Genomic DNA, 16,473 nt, shown 5'->3' on the forward strand with positions numbered 1-16,473 from the left:
CCTAAAATAAAAAGATTGCGGCATTTGGAATGGGTTGCTGGATTAAATTCTTTCTAAAATCTTGCATCAGTTCTCGACTCAAAGGCTGTGGTGCATGTCTTAGCGTGAGCAATAATTGTAAAAACTGACCATGGGTAAATACCGCCAAATTCTTATCTATATATTGCTGTGCTAATTGACTTAATCTTTTATGAACACATTGCACTCGCCCATATAAGTCAGCAAAAGATTCGGCATCATCGGCATCACGATAGCCATAATCCATTCTTTCCCAATACGCATTGACCCACTGCTTACGATCATCCAGATTGGTATTGGCGCACCTGCTTTCCGAAAGATAACTAAACTCATGCAAATTATCATCGACTTCTGCTGTGATCTGATACTTGAGTAAAACTGGTTGTGCAGTCTGATAGGTTCGGTGGTATTTAGAAATCATGACATGATCAATAGGTGGTAACGCTTCACAAAGTTGTTTTGCCTGTTGCCAACCCTGCTCACTCAGTTCAATGGCAGCATGTGACCGTGCACGACCATTGATATTCGCTTCACTTTGCGCATGCCGAATTAAATAAATACTCATCCTTAAAACCAGTCTCAACCTTTACAACGATCTAAAAATATCAAATCATGTTCTGGTGCTGTAATCATGCCTACCTGGCATGTTCAGATGTAAATCAATATTGCAGCCCTTGCCCCAAATTTATACACTTCAACTAACGCATAAGAATGATTCACCCATGACCAAACAATTTGCTGTAATTGGAAACCCGATTGAACAATCACGCTCACCCGAGCTTCACCATGCCTTTGCAGCAAAAACCGGGGTCGACTTAAACTATCAAAAAATCCTTACACCACTGGACGGTTTTGAAAGTACCGCCAAGGACTTCTTTGCCCGGAATGGCGTGGGAATAAATGTTACTGTCCCGTTTAAAGAGCAGGCCTTTGCGCTGTGTGATCAATTGACCGAACGTGCCAGGATTGCCAAAGCGGTGAATACACTCTGGATGCAGGATGGCAAACTTCATGGCGACAATACCGATGGTCAGGGGCTGGTTGCTGCAATGCAGGCTTTGGGCTGGCATCTGGATAATAGTCGCATTCTGATTTTAGGCGCTGGCGGTGCAACCCGTGGCGTGATCTATCCTTTAGCTCAGGCAGGCGCAAAACAGATTGTGATAGCCAATCGCACCCTCGCCCGCGCAGAGCAACTGGTTGAAGATCTAAGCGCTGCTGTCCCTCAAACGGAGCTGAAAGCGACCGGTTTGGAGCAACTGTCAGGTGAATATGATTTCGTGATTAATGCCACTTCAGCAAGTTTAACGGGAGATACCTTGCAGTTGCCTGAAAGCTTGATTTTCCATCATGCTTATGAAATGGCCTATGGCAAACCCTCCAGTTTTCTGGATCAGGCCCAACAGCGTCAAGTCCCTGCAACGGATGGATATGGCATGCTGGTGGGACAGGCGATTGAAGCCTTCTCCATCTGGAACGGAGTGAAACCGGAACTGAAAGATTTCCTATAGACGCCTCGGACACCATAAAAAAACCTGCAAAATGCAGGTTTTTTTAGAGCCAATTAGTCCATTACCGAACCGTAAGCATCTTCTGGTAAACCTCTTTAAAAATCTCATAATCAATAAATTCATTATGCTCAATCTTTAAGGCCTTAATCGATTGTTCAGACAGTCTGTTTTTACGTGCATCGACATAGACTTGTCCCAGAATATTTGCAGTTTGCGCCAGCAAGACTTTGTCCTCAGTTGAAGCCCCATTTTCCTGTTCAAACTGAAGCTGATATTGCTTGGCAAATAACTGTTGTGGCTGCTTATATTGAGCCTGTAGCTTTCTCCACTCCTGACGGGCCTGTTTCCCCTGCATTGCCTCAGCCACGATACGGTTCACGGCCTGTCCCAGATCATCATCAAACTGCACTTCATTTTGCAAATGATGTTTCTTTTGCAAGGCTTCAATTTTTTGCAGGGCTTTGCCTTCCGGATGATAAATCTCTTCATCGGCATACCAGTACGCATACACACTGGCAATTTCCTGCAATTCCTGACTAGAGTAACGCTGAACAATCTGTGGTGCAGTTTCAGTCAGTTTGGCAATAAAGACCGCTTTATAGGTCGGCTCATACGCACCTGTAGCATCATAGCGCTGCTCGGCAATCATGTTGAGCTGATCATCTAAAGATAAGCGATAAGGCGCTGCTGAACGTTCCTGAATGCCCGTCTGGCCCAGCTTTTCAGAGAAGCTGTTCACCGCCTGCTCCAGCATTGAACCTTTGCTGGCTTCGGTCCAGGACTTCGCCTGTTTCAATTGGGCCTGATCAATCGGCGTGCCTTGACCATAATTGGAAATCAGCATATCAGCTTTGACCTTAAAACGAGATTTCAACTCGGGCAGTGCATAATTTAAATCATAGTCAATTTTCGCCACACGTCCCTTGGCATCGAGTCCGATATCCATCACAAATGGATTGCGCTTATCAACAGGCGGTAAAGCTTTCTCAATATCCGCCCGATGTTTCAGCCAAAAGGTTTTAAATGCCTGATCATCAATAAACTGGTTCTGATCGTAAACCGCGAATTCTTTTTCAACAGCTTGTAACTTCTGGATATAAGTCAGGAAACCAGCTTCTCCTGGCTGACCTGAGAATACATCAATGCTATAAACAGTCTGGCAATACTGCACATCGCCATAGCTGGTTTTCAGGGCGGTTTGCAGGGCTGTACATTGTTGCTCAGATAAACCCGCCTGTTGCTCTTCAGATGTGTCTAGCTCATCAGATAGTTCCGGATATTCAGATGCTTTTGGCTCGTCAGCCACTGCTGCTTCCGCCGTATCTGCACGCTCATCAGCATCATCGGCCTCGACATCTTCAACACCAAAATGCTGATTCACAAGACGATATAGCTGTTGGCTCACTAAGCTGGCATCATCTGCCGAATCTTTTGCATCTAATAATGACGCTTTAGATTTTGCCTGACCGGCATTCGCCACTTCATCTGCAACCAGCTTTTCTAAATTTTGCGCGTTCAGATTTAAAACGCTTTGCATGAAATACTTTTCATTAACCTTGCTATATAAATTCGCTTGCAGGATCAGTTCTTCAACCGAGGTTTTTAAGCGAATTTTTTCCACTACGCCTGCCGCCTGATCAGCAGAAGAAACCGATAAGGCCTGAATGTTATTTTGATCGGCAAGACGATAGTACACGGCGCCAGAGGCTTTGACATATTCAGCAAACTTCTTGTAGTCAACCTGCTTGAACCTATCCTGATATTTTGAAAAATCCAGATAGGCCAGCTTGTTTTGGTTCTCCTTATTGACCAGATAAGGCATCAGGGCAAAGTTGTTGATATAGAATTTATAATGATTCAGATCAAGCACCATCGGCACCTTGGCCTGGACCAGTAACGTCGGCTTTTCATAACGTGCGGTCAGGTTAAATGAGCCCATTTTCTGGCGATAATGTACCGAGCCATCATATTCAAACTGCATGTCATTTAAGATATTGCCCATCACCTGCATAAACTTGTCGGCGCTGGAACGGGCATGAGTTTTTTGTTCTTGGGCAAGAGCCGTATATAAAGCCTGCTTTTGCGGCCGGGACAACGTGACCTTTTGATCACTCAGGTATTGATCAACTTTGTGTTTAAGGGCGGCATCCAACTCTACAGGCTGGCTTGTAGTCTCTTTTTTAGTCGGGTTCTGGTCAATATGAACCTTGAATTTACCCCGGTAATCATAGCTTGGATATTCATACATTGCATTCAGGCTATTCACGGCCTTCTGCTCTAGGCTGGTAGATACCGGATTGGTTTTAATGACATGTTGAGAACATGCACCAAGACTCAGACCCATTAAACATAAAGTTAAATATTTTAGACGCATAGCTTTACCAGACCCCTTTATATCATTATATTTTCAAGTATAAATTTCAGTATTTTTCACATTTAAGATGCGGTTAAACATCAACAGAAAAGTGATTTTCCCCGGTTCATCCAATCTGGACGATTCGCTTTTCTGACATTCTTTTCCCCCGTGGTTATCAATGTATTTTTATCGTCATTGTGAATAATCAAAGTATCGAAACAGATAATCCAAAATGATTCAAATACAGGATTAAGACTATGCCAGCTTATAAAGCCCCGCTCCGTGACATTCGTTTCTTGATGAACGAAATGTTAGATTATCCAGCACATTACCAAACTTTGACAAGTGGTCAAAATGCGGATGCTGATACAGTTGATATGATTCTTGAAGGTGCAGCAGATTATTGTGAAAACGTACTTTCTCCACTGAATCAGTCTGGTGATGAAGAAGGCTGTACGTTCAACAATGGCGAAGTCAAGACGCCGAAAGGGTTTAAAGAAGCCTATGACCAGTTTGTCATGGGGGGCTGGCAAGGTCTGTCTTATCCGGAAGAATTTGGCGGTCAAGGCCTGCCGATGTCTTTAAACCTGATCAAGTCTGAAATGATGGGGACGGCAAACTGGTCATTCACCATGTATCCGGGGCTCAGTACAGGGTGTATGAATACCATCATGCAGTTTGGTACGGACGAGCAAAAAAATACCTATATGCCAAAACTGGTAGAAGGCACCTGGTCAGGCACCATGTGCTTGACCGAGCCTCAATGCGGTACTGACTTGGGGCAGGTCAAAACCAAGGCCGAACCGAATGAAGACGGCACCTATAAAATTTCTGGTACCAAGATCTTCATCTCTGCCGGTGAACATGACTTAACCGAAAACATCATTCATATCGTGCTGGCGCGCCTTCCGGATGCTCCTGCCGGTACACGTGGTATCTCTTTATTTATCGTGCCTAAATTCATCCCGACTGCCGAAGGTGGTGTGGGTGAACGCAATAGCGTGTCTTGCGGTTCGATCGAACACAAAATGGGGATCAAGGCCTCTGCAACTGCAGTGCTCAACTTTGACAATGCAACGGGCTACCTGATTGGTGAAGTCAATAAAGGTTTACATGCCATGTTTACCTTTATGAACACGGCACGTATCGGTACTGCTGTTCAAGGGATTGCCCATGCCGAGCTTTCTTTCCAGGGGGCTTTACCATACGCCAAAGACCGTATGTCCATGCGCGCCCTGTCTGGCAAGAAAGAGCCTGAGCGCGTTGCCGATGCGCTTATTCACCATGCAGACGTTCGCCGGATGCTGTTAACCCAGAAAGCCATTGCTGAAGGCGGCCGCTCAATGATTTATCATGCAGCCAAACTTGCAGATAAAATGTCGGATGCACTGGCAAATGGCGATCAGGCAAAGTTTGAAGAATATGACGACAAACTCGGTTTCTACACCCCGATCCTGAAAGGCTTCCTGACCGAACTGGGTCTAGAAGCAGCTAACCATGGTATGCAGGTTTACGGCGGCCATGGCTATATCCGCGAATGGGGCATGGAACAGATTGCACGTGATGCACGTATTTCTACCCTGTATGAAGGCACCACAGGCATTCAGGCACTTGACCTGATTGGCCGTAAAGTCCTGTTAAGCTCGAAAGGCAAAGTGGTTCGTGATTACACGGCTGAAATCCTGAAATTCTGTGCAGCCCATGCACGTAATAAATACCTGCGTCGTTTTGCCTGGGATCTGACCAAGCTTTGTGCGCAATGGAACACCCTGACTGTACGTATCATGCTGGCTGCACGTAAAGACCGTGATATCGTTTCGTCAGCTTCGGTTGATTTCCTGATGTTCTCGGGTTATGTGATGATGGCCTATTTCTGGGCACAACAGGCAGTCGTTGCCTCAGAAAAGCTTGAGGCTGGAAACGGGATCGAAACGCCTGAATTCTATAAAGCCAAAATCAAGGTGGCTGACTTTTACTTCGACCGTTTATTGCCACGTGCACAAGGCCATGCCGAGTCAATGGTAACAACCTCCCGCACCCTGACCTCTCTGGCACCGGAACACTTCAGCTTCGATTACTAATCATGACTGTAAAAAAGAGCGCTAAATGCGCTCTTTTTTATAGCAGGATGGAATATTTATTCCACTCTTTTAAAAACATAGGCTTGCTGCGGAAAAGGATATTCTTTAAAGAACTTGCGGTTATTGCCATTGCCCTCATTCCACATCTTGTCCAGATTGAAAACCAGATCCCGGTTCGGATTAATCTGGTAATACAGATTTAAATCTGCCGCATCACAACGCACCATAATTTCATTGAGTTCTTTATGTACATGCCAGTGTACCTGCCGGCAGGTCTGCTCAATCTTGGTCACACTGCGTGAAGGGTCAGAACCAAGCCGTCCAAAGCTGGTATTGGTCCAGTAAACCGAGCCATCCTCTAGCAGGTTCAAAATATATTCTGATTCTTTTTCATGATTGACACACCCGGCAAAAGGGTCGGTACAGGGAATACGGGCATGATAGCGCCCAGCATAGATCAGGTCTGCACCAGAAGGCTGATGATGGTCATGTTTGCGTACTACCGGATGCGGCAAAGTGGCCTGTCCGGCCACCTGATTGAGTGACATGGCCTCTGTATCGGCAGAAGCTTGCTCAGGCTCATCTGCGAGTAAATGCATCACGTCGAGGTCGGATTGCGTCTGGGTCTGTTGCTTTAATGGCTCGGGATGATGGCTATCGCACGCGGTCAAACCAAGACCCAATAGAACTCCTACACTCAGCTGCTGTAAGAATAACCTGAACTGCATATCTATAAATCTCTAACATCAACATCGTTATCGCGTACTTTTCACTGCATAGCCTAATTTTTGCCGAATATAGGAAATCAATAGCCTGCTCGTTCATGGCCCGAACGGGTCAATAAAACGGTCGCAATAAGATAGAAATAGCAAATCGAAAAAGCAGTGTGCTTTAAGTCGGTGCATTTTAGGCGATGCTGTTGGTTTTTCCAGCAACAAGTTACACAACGTAACTAATCTCTCATGTGTTTAAACTTTAAAAAAAACCGATCGCCCCTATTTCTTAAATAACAGTCGCTATTCAGTCCATGAATATTTTACTTTTTGCTGCTGTTTCATGAATTTAAGGAGACAAACTCGATGACCAACGCTGGTTTATATCGCTCAAACCAACAAAGCATGATCGCTGGTGTAATGGGCGGTATTGCGGAACGGTTTGGTTGGAATGCAAATTTATTACGCCTGATCTTTGTTGTGATCTCGATTATGAGTGCCGCCTTTCCTGGTATTCTGGTTTACCTCATTTTGTGGCTGGTGATGCCAAAAAAGCAGCATGTTCGTGTTGATCATGTGCAAGGCTACCAGCAACCCGTCAGAACGGTATATGAAGACCAGAGTATAAAACGTTAATTGGCCTTTTACCTTTTTGGTCGCTACGGTTGAACTTACCCCAATCCAACCGTAGCTTTTTTTTAACTTAATTTTTGATTCAGCTGCTGTTGCAAGGCAGCAATCATATCTGCACGGCTCACGATCCCGACCAGACGCTGGTTTTCAACCACAGGGATATAATTAAAAGACTTCTCTACAAAATAAGGCACCAGATCCTGAATAGGTTGTAACGGGTCAACCGTAACCACCCGTCTGCTCATGATCTGGCGGACATAATGCTGCCATGAGTTACGCGGATCGGTTGCCCCCTTGAACCATTCGACGACTTCATACAGTGCCAGCGTTCCCACCAGTTGCTCTTCTGCATTGACCACCGGCAGGCTCATCAGGTTGACTGCCTTGAATTTATCCAGCGCCTGATGAATATCATCATTTTCATATAGCTTGATCACGTCACGGCTCATGATATCCTGACAGGCAAAGGCATTGACCAGGCGTTCATTGGCATGCTCCTGCGCTTCCAGAATGATTTTTTCCAGATCATACTGGCTAATGTCCAACAGCTCGGTGTGATGCTCTAAAGCATATTCAATATCTTTGGGCTGGATCGAGACCTTCTGTGTCGGGGTCGGGTCTTTGGAGCGTTCATTGACATGCGCCGTAAGAGGATAATGACGTCCCATAAGACGGTTAAAAAAGACAGCGAACAGCAACAATAAAACCGAGTTCAGCAAAACGGGATACAAGACAAAGTGAAAACCCAGTCGATGCACGGCTTCCCCGCCCAATACCGCAGTAATGGCAACGGCACCGCTTGGCGGATGCAATGAATCGGTAGTCATCATCATAAAAATGGCCAAACCGACCGCCACACTAAAGGCAGTGGTCAGGTCGGGTAAAAACTGGGTACAGGCCACCCCGATGATGCCCGCCAGCGTATTGCCTACCACCACGTTCCACGGTTGTGCCAGCGGACTGGCCGGCACCGCGAATAACAGCACCGAAGAAGCCCCCATCGGTGCGATGTACCAGGCATTCATGCCGCCCAGCACATACCAGCTAATCAGGGAAGAAATTGCCAGGCCACACAAGGCACCCGTGCCTGCTAGCATCCTCTCTTTTAAAGGCAGAACCTTATAATTGGGTTTAAGAAAATTTAGCCAGTCTGATGGGGTCGAGCTCACAATGCACCTTGCTGGAAGCGTGTTGTTTTATTCGAGGCAGCAGTATACGCCTACTCAAGCTGAAGGTGTATTTAAATTATAGTTTTAGATTATGAGTAAAGCTGTTGAAAAATAAATTTCTTCAGTTCACATATTCCTGAAGCTGTTCCAGCCGTTCACCATATTTTTGCATGGGACAATACTCATACATGGGCGAACCAATATACGCGCCGGCATTGCGGCATTCCTGATCTACAAAGTTTTTCCAGAGCTGCTGCGATTTCATGATGTCATTATAGCGTTCAGGCTGTTGATATTCTTTGCTCTGTTTCTTGATCTGATCAAGTACCTGTACAATCTGTCTGGCATACTGTGCTTTGGTCCTGCTACTGCAAATTGCGACCACGGCATTATTGATATTGCCCAGCCCCAGTTCCTGAATGGTTTCATCCACACAAATGCTATAAGCATCTGCTGATTGATTTTCTGCTTCGGCAAAGACATGCATACTCAGGCAGATCATTGCCAGTAACAGGCATTTAAAACTTGATTTCATCATTTTCGAGCTCTTTGTTTTCGTCATTTTTTATCATCATGCTCAACAAGTCAGAACAGGATTATTATTTATTCAGCCCCAATTGTAAGCGCAGCCACATCACAAATGTACTTCTTTTCAGCCGCATCCCGTCATTAAATATATTTTTCATTCAGATAACGCCAGTATCGTTTTGGCAAATACTGCACATGGAGCTTGATATTTTGCCGCTCTTTAATGTTGACGCTATTAAAGTAATCTTTCCATAGCTGATCATATAATACTTCCTGCTCATCCAGCTCCAGCTGGAAGCTTTGACTAAAGCCGGTTTCGATATGCCGGTCGACCTCATGTACATCCATCGAGACTTCATGAATCTCATGCAAGTCATAATACAAGCCGTAGTGCCGCTGCTCATCATAGATCAGCCAGTGCTGATCCTGATAACGGCGTTTAAAATGCGGCTGAATGAGCGGTAATACATTAAAATCTGGCCGTACCAGACTAAGAAACAGTCCATCCGAGGTTTTCTTGAAACGTATAAATGCCTCCATGCGGTGCTTTTCCCGCCCGACCTTTTTGGTCCATTGCGCAATTGCCAGCACACTCGGATGTGAATAGTCCTTTTCAATGGAAGCCTGCTGCTGAAATACATAAATACAATACTGAAACAGGTGCTGATAGGCCGCCAGCGATTCTGATAGAGAGGTAAAATACAACTGCCTCAAGGCTGACTGCGACAGTTTTTGTTGCAAGCCCGCCCAGACCCGTTGCGCATGCTGTTCATGGGTCGGCACCTCGATCAGACTGGAAAACAGGCCATGCTGGGTCTGGTGTGGCAGACATAGCTGCACTTCAAATTCTTTAAACTGAAAAGCACGAAACACACAGCTCAACAACCCGGCCATGGAACCATCAAAGCAATACGCCACAGGATCAGTCAGCACGGTTAAAAGCCTAAACTCAGCTGTGGGGACAGTTGTTGCACATACTTTGAGGAACCCTGCATCAAGATTCGCTGACGGATATCATGAGGAGCAAGTTCTTTCTGGAAACGCGGACTGTCTTCACAGCGAATAAAAAACTTTGCCCGCGAATAAGCCACACCGAGCTGTTTTAGCAAATCAATATGGATTTTGCCAAAACGTCTAGCCTGCACAATTTTCCTGGCCGACTTCACCCCGATACCCGGCACCCGCAGTACCATCCGGTAATCGGCGCGATTTAAGTCCACCGGGAACTGTTCAGGATGGCGTAAGGCCCAGCTCAGCTTCGGGTCAATATCCAGATCCAGATGCGGAAAATGCTCATCCACGATTTCATTGACCTGAAAGCCATAAAAACGCATCAACCAGTCACTCTGGTACAGCCGGTTTTCACGTAATAGCGGCGGCGCAGACCCCACAGCAGGTAAATAATGATTTTCGGTATTGATCGGGATATAACCCGAAAAATAAACCCGTTTGAGTTTAAATTCCTTATAGTGCCGATCTGCCATTAACAATACATCCTGATCGGTTTCCTGATGCGCCCCCACCACCATCTGTGTAGTTTGCCCGGCAGGTACATATTTCGGCACATGCTTGATCACCTGCCGTTCATCCTTCAACTGAATCAGGCGATCGCGAACCAGACCCAAATCTTTTTGTACTTCCTGATGCGATTTTTCAGGGGCAAAAGTTTTCAGTCCGGCTTCTGTCGGCATTTCCAGATTGATACTCATCCGGTCGGCATATAGCCCTGCTTCATGGATCAGCTCCGGTGATGCACCCGGAATGGTTTTGAGATGAATATAACCGTTAAAATTTTCTTCCAGACGCAGCTTCTTTACCACCTGTAGCATGCGTTCCATGGTGTAGTCTGCGGACTTGAAAATGCCCGAGCTGAGAAACAGTCCTTCAATATAATTACGCCGATAGAAATTGATGGTCAGGTCAACCACTTCCTGCACGGTAAAGGCTGCCCGTTTTACGTCATTAGAACGACGTGATACGCAGTAGGCACAATCAAAAATACAGACATTACTGAACAGGATTTTTAGCAAGGAAACACAGCGCCCATCTTCGGTATAGCTATGGCAAATTCCTGAATGGCTGGCATCTCCAAGCCCCTTGCCTTTGTTTTTACGGTCACTGCCACTGGAAGAACAGGACACGTCATATTTGGCAGCGTCCGCAAGAATCTGGAGTTTTTCACGAATGCGATCAGACATTTCAAACGACCTGGGCAGAACAGAGAAGATCGTCTAAAAATTAGCATGTCCATGCTGTGAAATTAAGAGCATGAGAGATGCTATACGTCATGGAGTGACGCTTAAATAAAATAGATATAAAAATATATTTATTATCAAACAATTAATCACCCTAAAACGGCAGGTATAAATAGAGATGGATTAACATCATATTTATACCTTATTGCATAGCGGCTAAAATCTGTTTTTATCCTTACAGGTATTTGGATAAGTCTCTTTTCTCTTCAGATCAAAATCAAAAACAGGCTGAATCGGTATTTCCTCCGTACGGTAATAACACATTTCACGCCATTTCATTGCTTCTTCTTTATTTTCTGGCAAACCATTTAAGCCAGAATAATAATTTTGAAACATATTCTCCTGACCATTTGCATACCCCAGCTTGGCAGCTTTGATATACCATTCTGTTGAAATCTTGCCATTTTGCTCTACCCCTAACCCTTGCTGATAAAGCACTCCAATATTATTCATTCCCGCCGGATTGCCCTGCTCGGCAGCTTTGCGATACCAATACATGGCTTTTTTATAGTCTGTATCTACCCCATAACCTGTATGAAAATATGTACCTACCCTGAACTGGGCATCAGCATTGCCTGCTTGCGCAGCCTCTTCCGAGAGTTTGAACATCTTAGGTACAAAACGACTTAAGTCTTCTTTCCGATAATACAGTGTCGTCAAATTCAATTTAGCTAAAGCACTTCCTTGTTCAGCCGCTTGTTGAAAGAGCTGCTCGACCTTTAAGGCTTTTTTTGCTTTTGTCGCTTCATCATAATTTCGATCTCGAATACGATCATTCATATTCTTATAATAGACTAAGGCTGCATAATCATTTAATTCATCTGCACTTAAATCTTTAAAGTGATAATCATAAGAAGCAGAAAGATAAGTCCAGTTATGCTTTAAATAGTAAAAACCCAAAATTCCTAAAAATAATATAAAAATACCAAGATAATACTTTTTTAAATTCATTTTCAGAACAATCTAATTCAAATTATGACAGGTTATCCTAACAAAATTTTATAGTTCCCTGTATACAAAAGATAATCGTCATATTTTAAATACAGATAGACATGCTCGGCAGATCATCTTAAAATTTTTAAAATCCTGAAAATACGCTATTTATGATGAACACAACAAAAAATATCGATTATCAACCTAAAATCAGCCTTATTATTACGCCTCTTATTCCGATAAGCCTGCTGTTCTTATTTTGTTTGTTTACCGGAAAATTCAGTCTTGACCTTGTTTATATCGCAGGTCTTTTTTGCGGTATTTACTATATTCTGTTATTTCCGGTTTTACTCCGGATTTGTCATATTCTCATTGCCAAAGATCGTTTTATTTTTCCGTTTATGTGGTTCGGTGCACATGTATCATTTAGCTTGTTATATTTCTTTCTGGCTATCTATGAAAATATTTCTCATAACCAACCGTTATTCGAATATGTTTTCCCAACGGTTTGGCATACGTTCGCCTCAACCTTTACGCTGACCATCAGTTTTATTCTGAGCCTGATTTTTTGGTCTTTTGCCTCGTTCCGACCTAAATTAAAAGCCAAAGAGATGAAAGAATCTGCCATAGATCATGCTGAATAATTTTTTTACGGGTAAAGAAACAAGCCTTTGCCACTCCATCCCAAAATCCTTATACTTAAGCACAATTTTTGTTTGATTCCAGTGGATGCACCATGAGTCGTGCTATATCGCATATTGATACCTTTCAGGGCTTGATTCTTGCCCTACAAAACTATTGGGCGGAGCAAGGCTGCGTCGTATTACAACCCTATGATATGGAAATGGGCGCAGGCACATTCCACACTGCGACCTTCTTACGTGCGTTAGGGCCAGAAACCTGGAACGCGGCATACGTTCAACCTTCACGTCGTCCGAAAGACGGTCGTTATGGCGAGAACCCGAACCGTTTACAACACTACTATCAGTTCCAGGTGGTGCTAAAACCAAACCCGGACAATATCCAGCAGCTTTATCTCGATTCATTAAAAGCAATCGGCATTGATACCCTGACCCACGACATCCGTTTTGTGGAAGACAACTGGGAATCGCCAACACTTGGCGCTTGGGGCTTAGGTTGGGAAGTCTGGTTAAACGGTATGGAAGTGACCCAGTTCACTTACTTCCAGCAAGTCGGTGGTGTTGAATGTTATCCGGTTACAGGTGAGATCACTTACGGCTTAGAACGTCTGGCGATGTACCTGCAAGGGGTAGACTCGGTTTACGATCTGGTCTGGACGAAGGGTCAGTTCGGTACAGTGACCTATGGTGATGTCTTCCATCAAAACGAAGTTGAGCAATCAACCTATAACTTTGAATACGCACCTGTCGAGAAAATGTTTGAACTGTTCGACTTCTATGAAGCTGAAGCGTCTCGTTTAATCGAAGCGGAACTGCCACTTCCAGCCTACGAACAGGTGATCAAGGCATCACATTGCTTTAACTTGCTCGATGCACGTGGTGCAATTTCGGTCACTGAACGTCAACGTTATATTTTACGTGTTCGTACTTTGGCGCGTTCAATTGCACAAAGTTATGTGGCGGCCCGTGCCAAACTTGGTTTCCCGATGGCAGAACCGCATTTGCGTGATGAAGTATTGGCTCAGCTCAAAGCACAAGTTGAAGCAGAAGCTTCATTAAAAGCAAAAGACTAAAGTTGTTTTACTGATGCAAAATCCGCACTCAATTGTCCATTATGGTATTGACGAGCAACAACAACGTATTGCGAATGCCGTTCAAAATGGCCAATGGGTGAGTGCTGCCAACAATACCAAATGGTCTGAGCTGATCACATTTATGCAAAACGATGACTGGGGTCCTAGTTATCGTTATTGCTGGATCAGTAATAAATTTATCAGCAATTGGGATGTTGAGTGGTTTGGTCATTTGCCCTATCCATTCGCAGGGGTGTTATGGCTAGACTTAAGTACATTAGAGCATCAGATAGAAAAGCCTTGGGGACATAAGAAAATCATTGACCACTCGGCTCGATTTAAAAATTTATTGGTAAAGATTGGTTTAGAGTTTGAACAACGTGAAGATATCATTCGGATTTGGGGATACTTACCTAAAGATGAAACGGATTTTCCACCTCAAACCAACTTTGTACAGCCACACCATATTTTTTCGGATACATGGAAATGACACATACCGTACTATTTGAATTGGGTTGTGAAGAACTTCCACCCAAAAGCTTAAAAACCTTACGTGATGCACTCAAGGCAGAAACTGAAAAAGGCTTAAAAGATGCAGGCTTAAACTTTGCCTCAATCGAAGCGTATGCTGCGCCACGCCGTTTAGCATTAAAAATTGTAGACATCGATGCAGCTCAGGCAGATACGCAAAAACGTTTTGATGGCCCTGCGGTACAAGCGGCGTATGATGCTGAAGGCAAACCGACCAAAGCGCTTGAAGGCTTTATGCGTGGTCAAGGCATTACCGTTGACCAGCTTTCGACGTTCCAGGCAGGTAAAGTTGAAAAAGTTTGCTTCCTGAAAGATGTCAAAGGTCAAAGCCTAGACGTTTTACTGCCGCAAATTTTACAGACTGCACTGGATAACTTGCCAATCGCAAAACGTATGCGTTCAGCAGCAAGCCGTACCGAATTTGTGCGTCCAGTCAAATGGGTGGTATTGCTGAAAGATGCTCAAGTGATTGATGCAACCATTCAAGATCATAAAACAGGTAACGTGACTTATGGTCATCGTTTCCATGCACCTGAAGCCGTGACTTTGGCGCATGCAAATGACTATCTGGCAACGTTAGAACAAGCCTATGTGGTTGCTGATTTTGCAAAGCGTCAAGCCACGATCCAAGCCCAAGTGAAGACCTTGGCAGATGAAGTCAATGCCACTGCAATTGTACCGGCTGACTTGCTGGATGAAGTGACCAGTCTGGTGGAATGGCCTGTTGCCTTACGTGCAACTTTTGAAGAACGCTATTTGGCGGTTCCGCAAGAAGCCTTGATTACCACCATGCAGGATAACCAGAAATATTTCTGCTTAATCAATGCCGAAGGTAAATTACAGCCTTACTTCATTACCGTTTCAAATATTGAGTCTAAAGATCCGGCTCAAATTATTGAAGGCAATGAAAAAGTGGTTCGCCCGCGTTTATCCGATGCGGAGTTCTTCTTCTTGCAAGACCAGAAGCAACCACTTGCATCTCGTAAAGAAAAACTGGCCAACATGGTGTTCCAGGCACAATTGGGTACACTTTGGGATAAATCACAACGTATTGCCAAACTGGCTGTAGCATTGTCGCCAATTACCGGTGCAAATGCAGCCGATGCTGAGAAAGCAGCATTATTGGCCAAATGTGACTTAACCTCGGAACTGGTGGGTGAATTCCCGGAACTTCAAGGGATTGCAGGCACGTACTATGCGCGTCTTGAAGGTGAAAATAACGAAGTCGCTGAAGCTTTAGGTGAACAGTATTTACCGAAATTTGCAGGCGATGTATTACCTCAAACCAAAACCGGTACAACCATTGCCCTTGCCGATCGTTTAGATACGTTGGTCGGTATTTTCGGGATTGGTCAGGCACCAACAGGTTCGAAAGACCCATTTGCATTACGCCGTTCTGCGATTGGTATCTTGCGTCTGATCATCGAAAATGAACTTGATGTGACCATCGAAGAACTGGTGAACTTTGCCTTGCAAGGTTATGGCGACATCATCAAAGATCATGACAAGACACGTAACGATGCAGTTGCTTTCCTTGAAGGCCGATACCGTGCCAAGTATGAGGACCAAGGCGTTGCAGTTGATGTAATTCAGGCGGTTCAAGCACTTGCACCAAAATCTCCACTTGATTTTGATAAGCGTGTGACTGCGGTCAATCATTTCCGCACCTTGCCAGAAGCGGCTGCATTGGCTGCGGCAAACAAACGTGTTGCCAATATCCTTGCCAAAGAAGCAGCACCTGAAGGTGCTGTGGTTGAAGCCAATCTGGTAGAAGCGGCTGAAAAAGCACTTTATGCAGAGTTATCTGCACTCACACCTGTAGTTCAGCCATTGCTTGCTGCACGTAACTACACCGAAGCCTTGTCTAAGCTTGCTGCGCTTCGTGCGCCAATCGATGCCTTCTTTGAAGGTGTGATGGTCATGGCAGATGATGCTGAATTAAAAGCCAACCGTTTACGTTTATTGGCTCAGTTGCGTGATCTGTTCACGGCGATTGCAGATATCAGTGTGTTGCAGGGCTAAGTCTGTATT

General features: G+C 44.6%; 15 protein-coding genes. 7 read left to right on the plus strand and 8 right to left on the minus strand.

Going from position 1 to position 16,473, the window contains the following annotated elements; translation table 11 throughout:
* Position 1: 1 nt before the first annotated feature.
* Positions 2-583 (minus strand): histidine phosphatase family protein, encoded by a 582-nt coding sequence (locus OC23_RS16825; protein WP_038346131.1) that lies wholly within the window; start codon positions 581-583, stop codon positions 2-4.
* Between the two features lie 157 nt (positions 584-740).
* On the opposite strand from OC23_RS16825, the gene aroE reads away from it, so the two are divergent.
* Positions 741-1,529, plus strand: a complete 789-nt coding sequence (gene aroE / locus OC23_RS16830; protein ID WP_038346132.1) for a shikimate dehydrogenase — start codon at positions 741-743, stop codon at positions 1,527-1,529.
* 61 nt (positions 1,530-1,590) lie between these two features.
* Here the strand turns inward: aroE and OC23_RS16835 are convergent, their stop codons facing one another.
* A complete protein-coding gene (locus OC23_RS16835) occupies positions 1,591-3,903 on the minus strand; it encodes a hypothetical protein (protein ID WP_038346133.1) in 2,313 nt (770 codons plus the stop codon).
* 239 nt (positions 3,904-4,142) lie between these two features.
* Here OC23_RS16835 and OC23_RS16840 point away from each other — a divergent pair, with 239 nt between their 5' ends.
* Positions 4,143-5,966, plus strand: a complete 1,824-nt coding sequence (locus OC23_RS16840; RefSeq protein WP_038346134.1) for an acyl-CoA dehydrogenase C-terminal domain-containing protein — start codon at positions 4,143-4,145, stop codon at positions 5,964-5,966.
* Between the two features lie 56 nt (positions 5,967-6,022).
* On the opposite strand, the gene OC23_RS16845 is transcribed toward OC23_RS16840, so the two are convergent.
* Complete coding sequence (locus OC23_RS16845) at positions 6,023-6,694, minus strand: hypothetical protein (protein WP_038346135.1); 672 nt, start codon at positions 6,692-6,694, stop codon at positions 6,023-6,025.
* Between the two features lie 351 nt (positions 6,695-7,045).
* Here OC23_RS16845 and OC23_RS16850 point away from each other — a divergent pair, with 351 nt between their 5' ends.
* Entirely contained in the window at positions 7,046-7,315 is a 270-nt protein-coding gene (locus tag OC23_RS16850) for a PspC domain-containing protein (protein WP_038346136.1), read from the plus strand.
* Between the two features lie 62 nt (positions 7,316-7,377).
* On the opposite strand, the gene OC23_RS16855 is transcribed toward OC23_RS16850, so the two are convergent.
* From OC23_RS16855 to OC23_RS16875, 5 genes are all read right to left on the minus strand, one after another.
* A complete protein-coding gene (locus OC23_RS16855) occupies positions 7,378-8,481 on the minus strand; it encodes an HPP family protein (protein ID WP_038346137.1) in 1,104 nt (367 codons plus the stop codon).
* A gap of 121 nt (positions 8,482-8,602) precedes the next feature.
* Positions 8,603-9,019 (minus strand): lysozyme inhibitor LprI family protein, encoded by a 417-nt coding sequence (locus OC23_RS16860; protein WP_038346449.1) that lies wholly within the window; start codon positions 9,017-9,019, stop codon positions 8,603-8,605.
* Positions 9,020-9,150: 131 nt separating this feature from the next.
* Positions 9,151-9,942 (minus strand): TIGR03915 family putative DNA repair protein, encoded by a 792-nt coding sequence (locus OC23_RS16865; RefSeq protein WP_038346138.1) that lies wholly within the window; start codon positions 9,940-9,942, stop codon positions 9,151-9,153.
* A 2-nt stretch (positions 9,943-9,944) separates the two neighbouring features.
* A complete protein-coding gene (locus OC23_RS16870) occupies positions 9,945-11,207 on the minus strand; it encodes a putative DNA modification/repair radical SAM protein (RefSeq protein ID WP_038346139.1) in 1,263 nt (420 codons plus the stop codon).
* A 213-nt stretch (positions 11,208-11,420) separates the two neighbouring features.
* Positions 11,421-12,215, minus strand: coding sequence for a tetratricopeptide repeat protein (locus OC23_RS16875; protein WP_038346140.1), 795 nt, complete (start codon positions 12,213-12,215; stop codon positions 11,421-11,423).
* Between the two features lie 152 nt (positions 12,216-12,367).
* Here OC23_RS16875 and OC23_RS16880 point away from each other — a divergent pair, with 152 nt between their 5' ends.
* The 4 genes from OC23_RS16880 to glyS all read left to right on the plus strand — a co-directional run bounded on the left by OC23_RS16880 (position 12,368) and on the right by glyS (position 16,464).
* Positions 12,368-12,841 (plus strand): hypothetical protein, encoded by a 474-nt coding sequence (locus OC23_RS16880; RefSeq protein ID WP_038346141.1) that lies wholly within the window; start codon positions 12,368-12,370, stop codon positions 12,839-12,841.
* Between the two features lie 92 nt (positions 12,842-12,933).
* Entirely contained in the window at positions 12,934-13,911 is a 978-nt protein-coding gene (gene glyQ / locus OC23_RS16885) for a glycine--tRNA ligase subunit alpha (protein ID WP_038346142.1), read from the plus strand.
* A gap of 13 nt (positions 13,912-13,924) precedes the next feature.
* Positions 13,925-14,401: a DUF6678 family protein gene (locus OC23_RS16890; protein WP_038346144.1), complete on the plus strand. Its 477-nt coding sequence runs from the start codon at positions 13,925-13,927 to the stop codon at positions 14,399-14,401.
* Positions 14,398-16,464 (plus strand): glycine--tRNA ligase subunit beta, encoded by a 2,067-nt coding sequence (gene glyS / locus OC23_RS16895; protein WP_038346145.1) that lies wholly within the window; start codon positions 14,398-14,400, stop codon positions 16,462-16,464. Before OC23_RS16890 ends, glyS begins: the two co-directional genes overlap by 4 nt.
* Positions 16,465-16,473: the final 9 nt, after the last annotated feature.

The sequence above is a fragment of the Acinetobacter sp. A47 genome, assembly GCF_000805455.1.
Lineage (GTDB): Bacteria > Pseudomonadota > Gammaproteobacteria > Pseudomonadales > Moraxellaceae > Acinetobacter.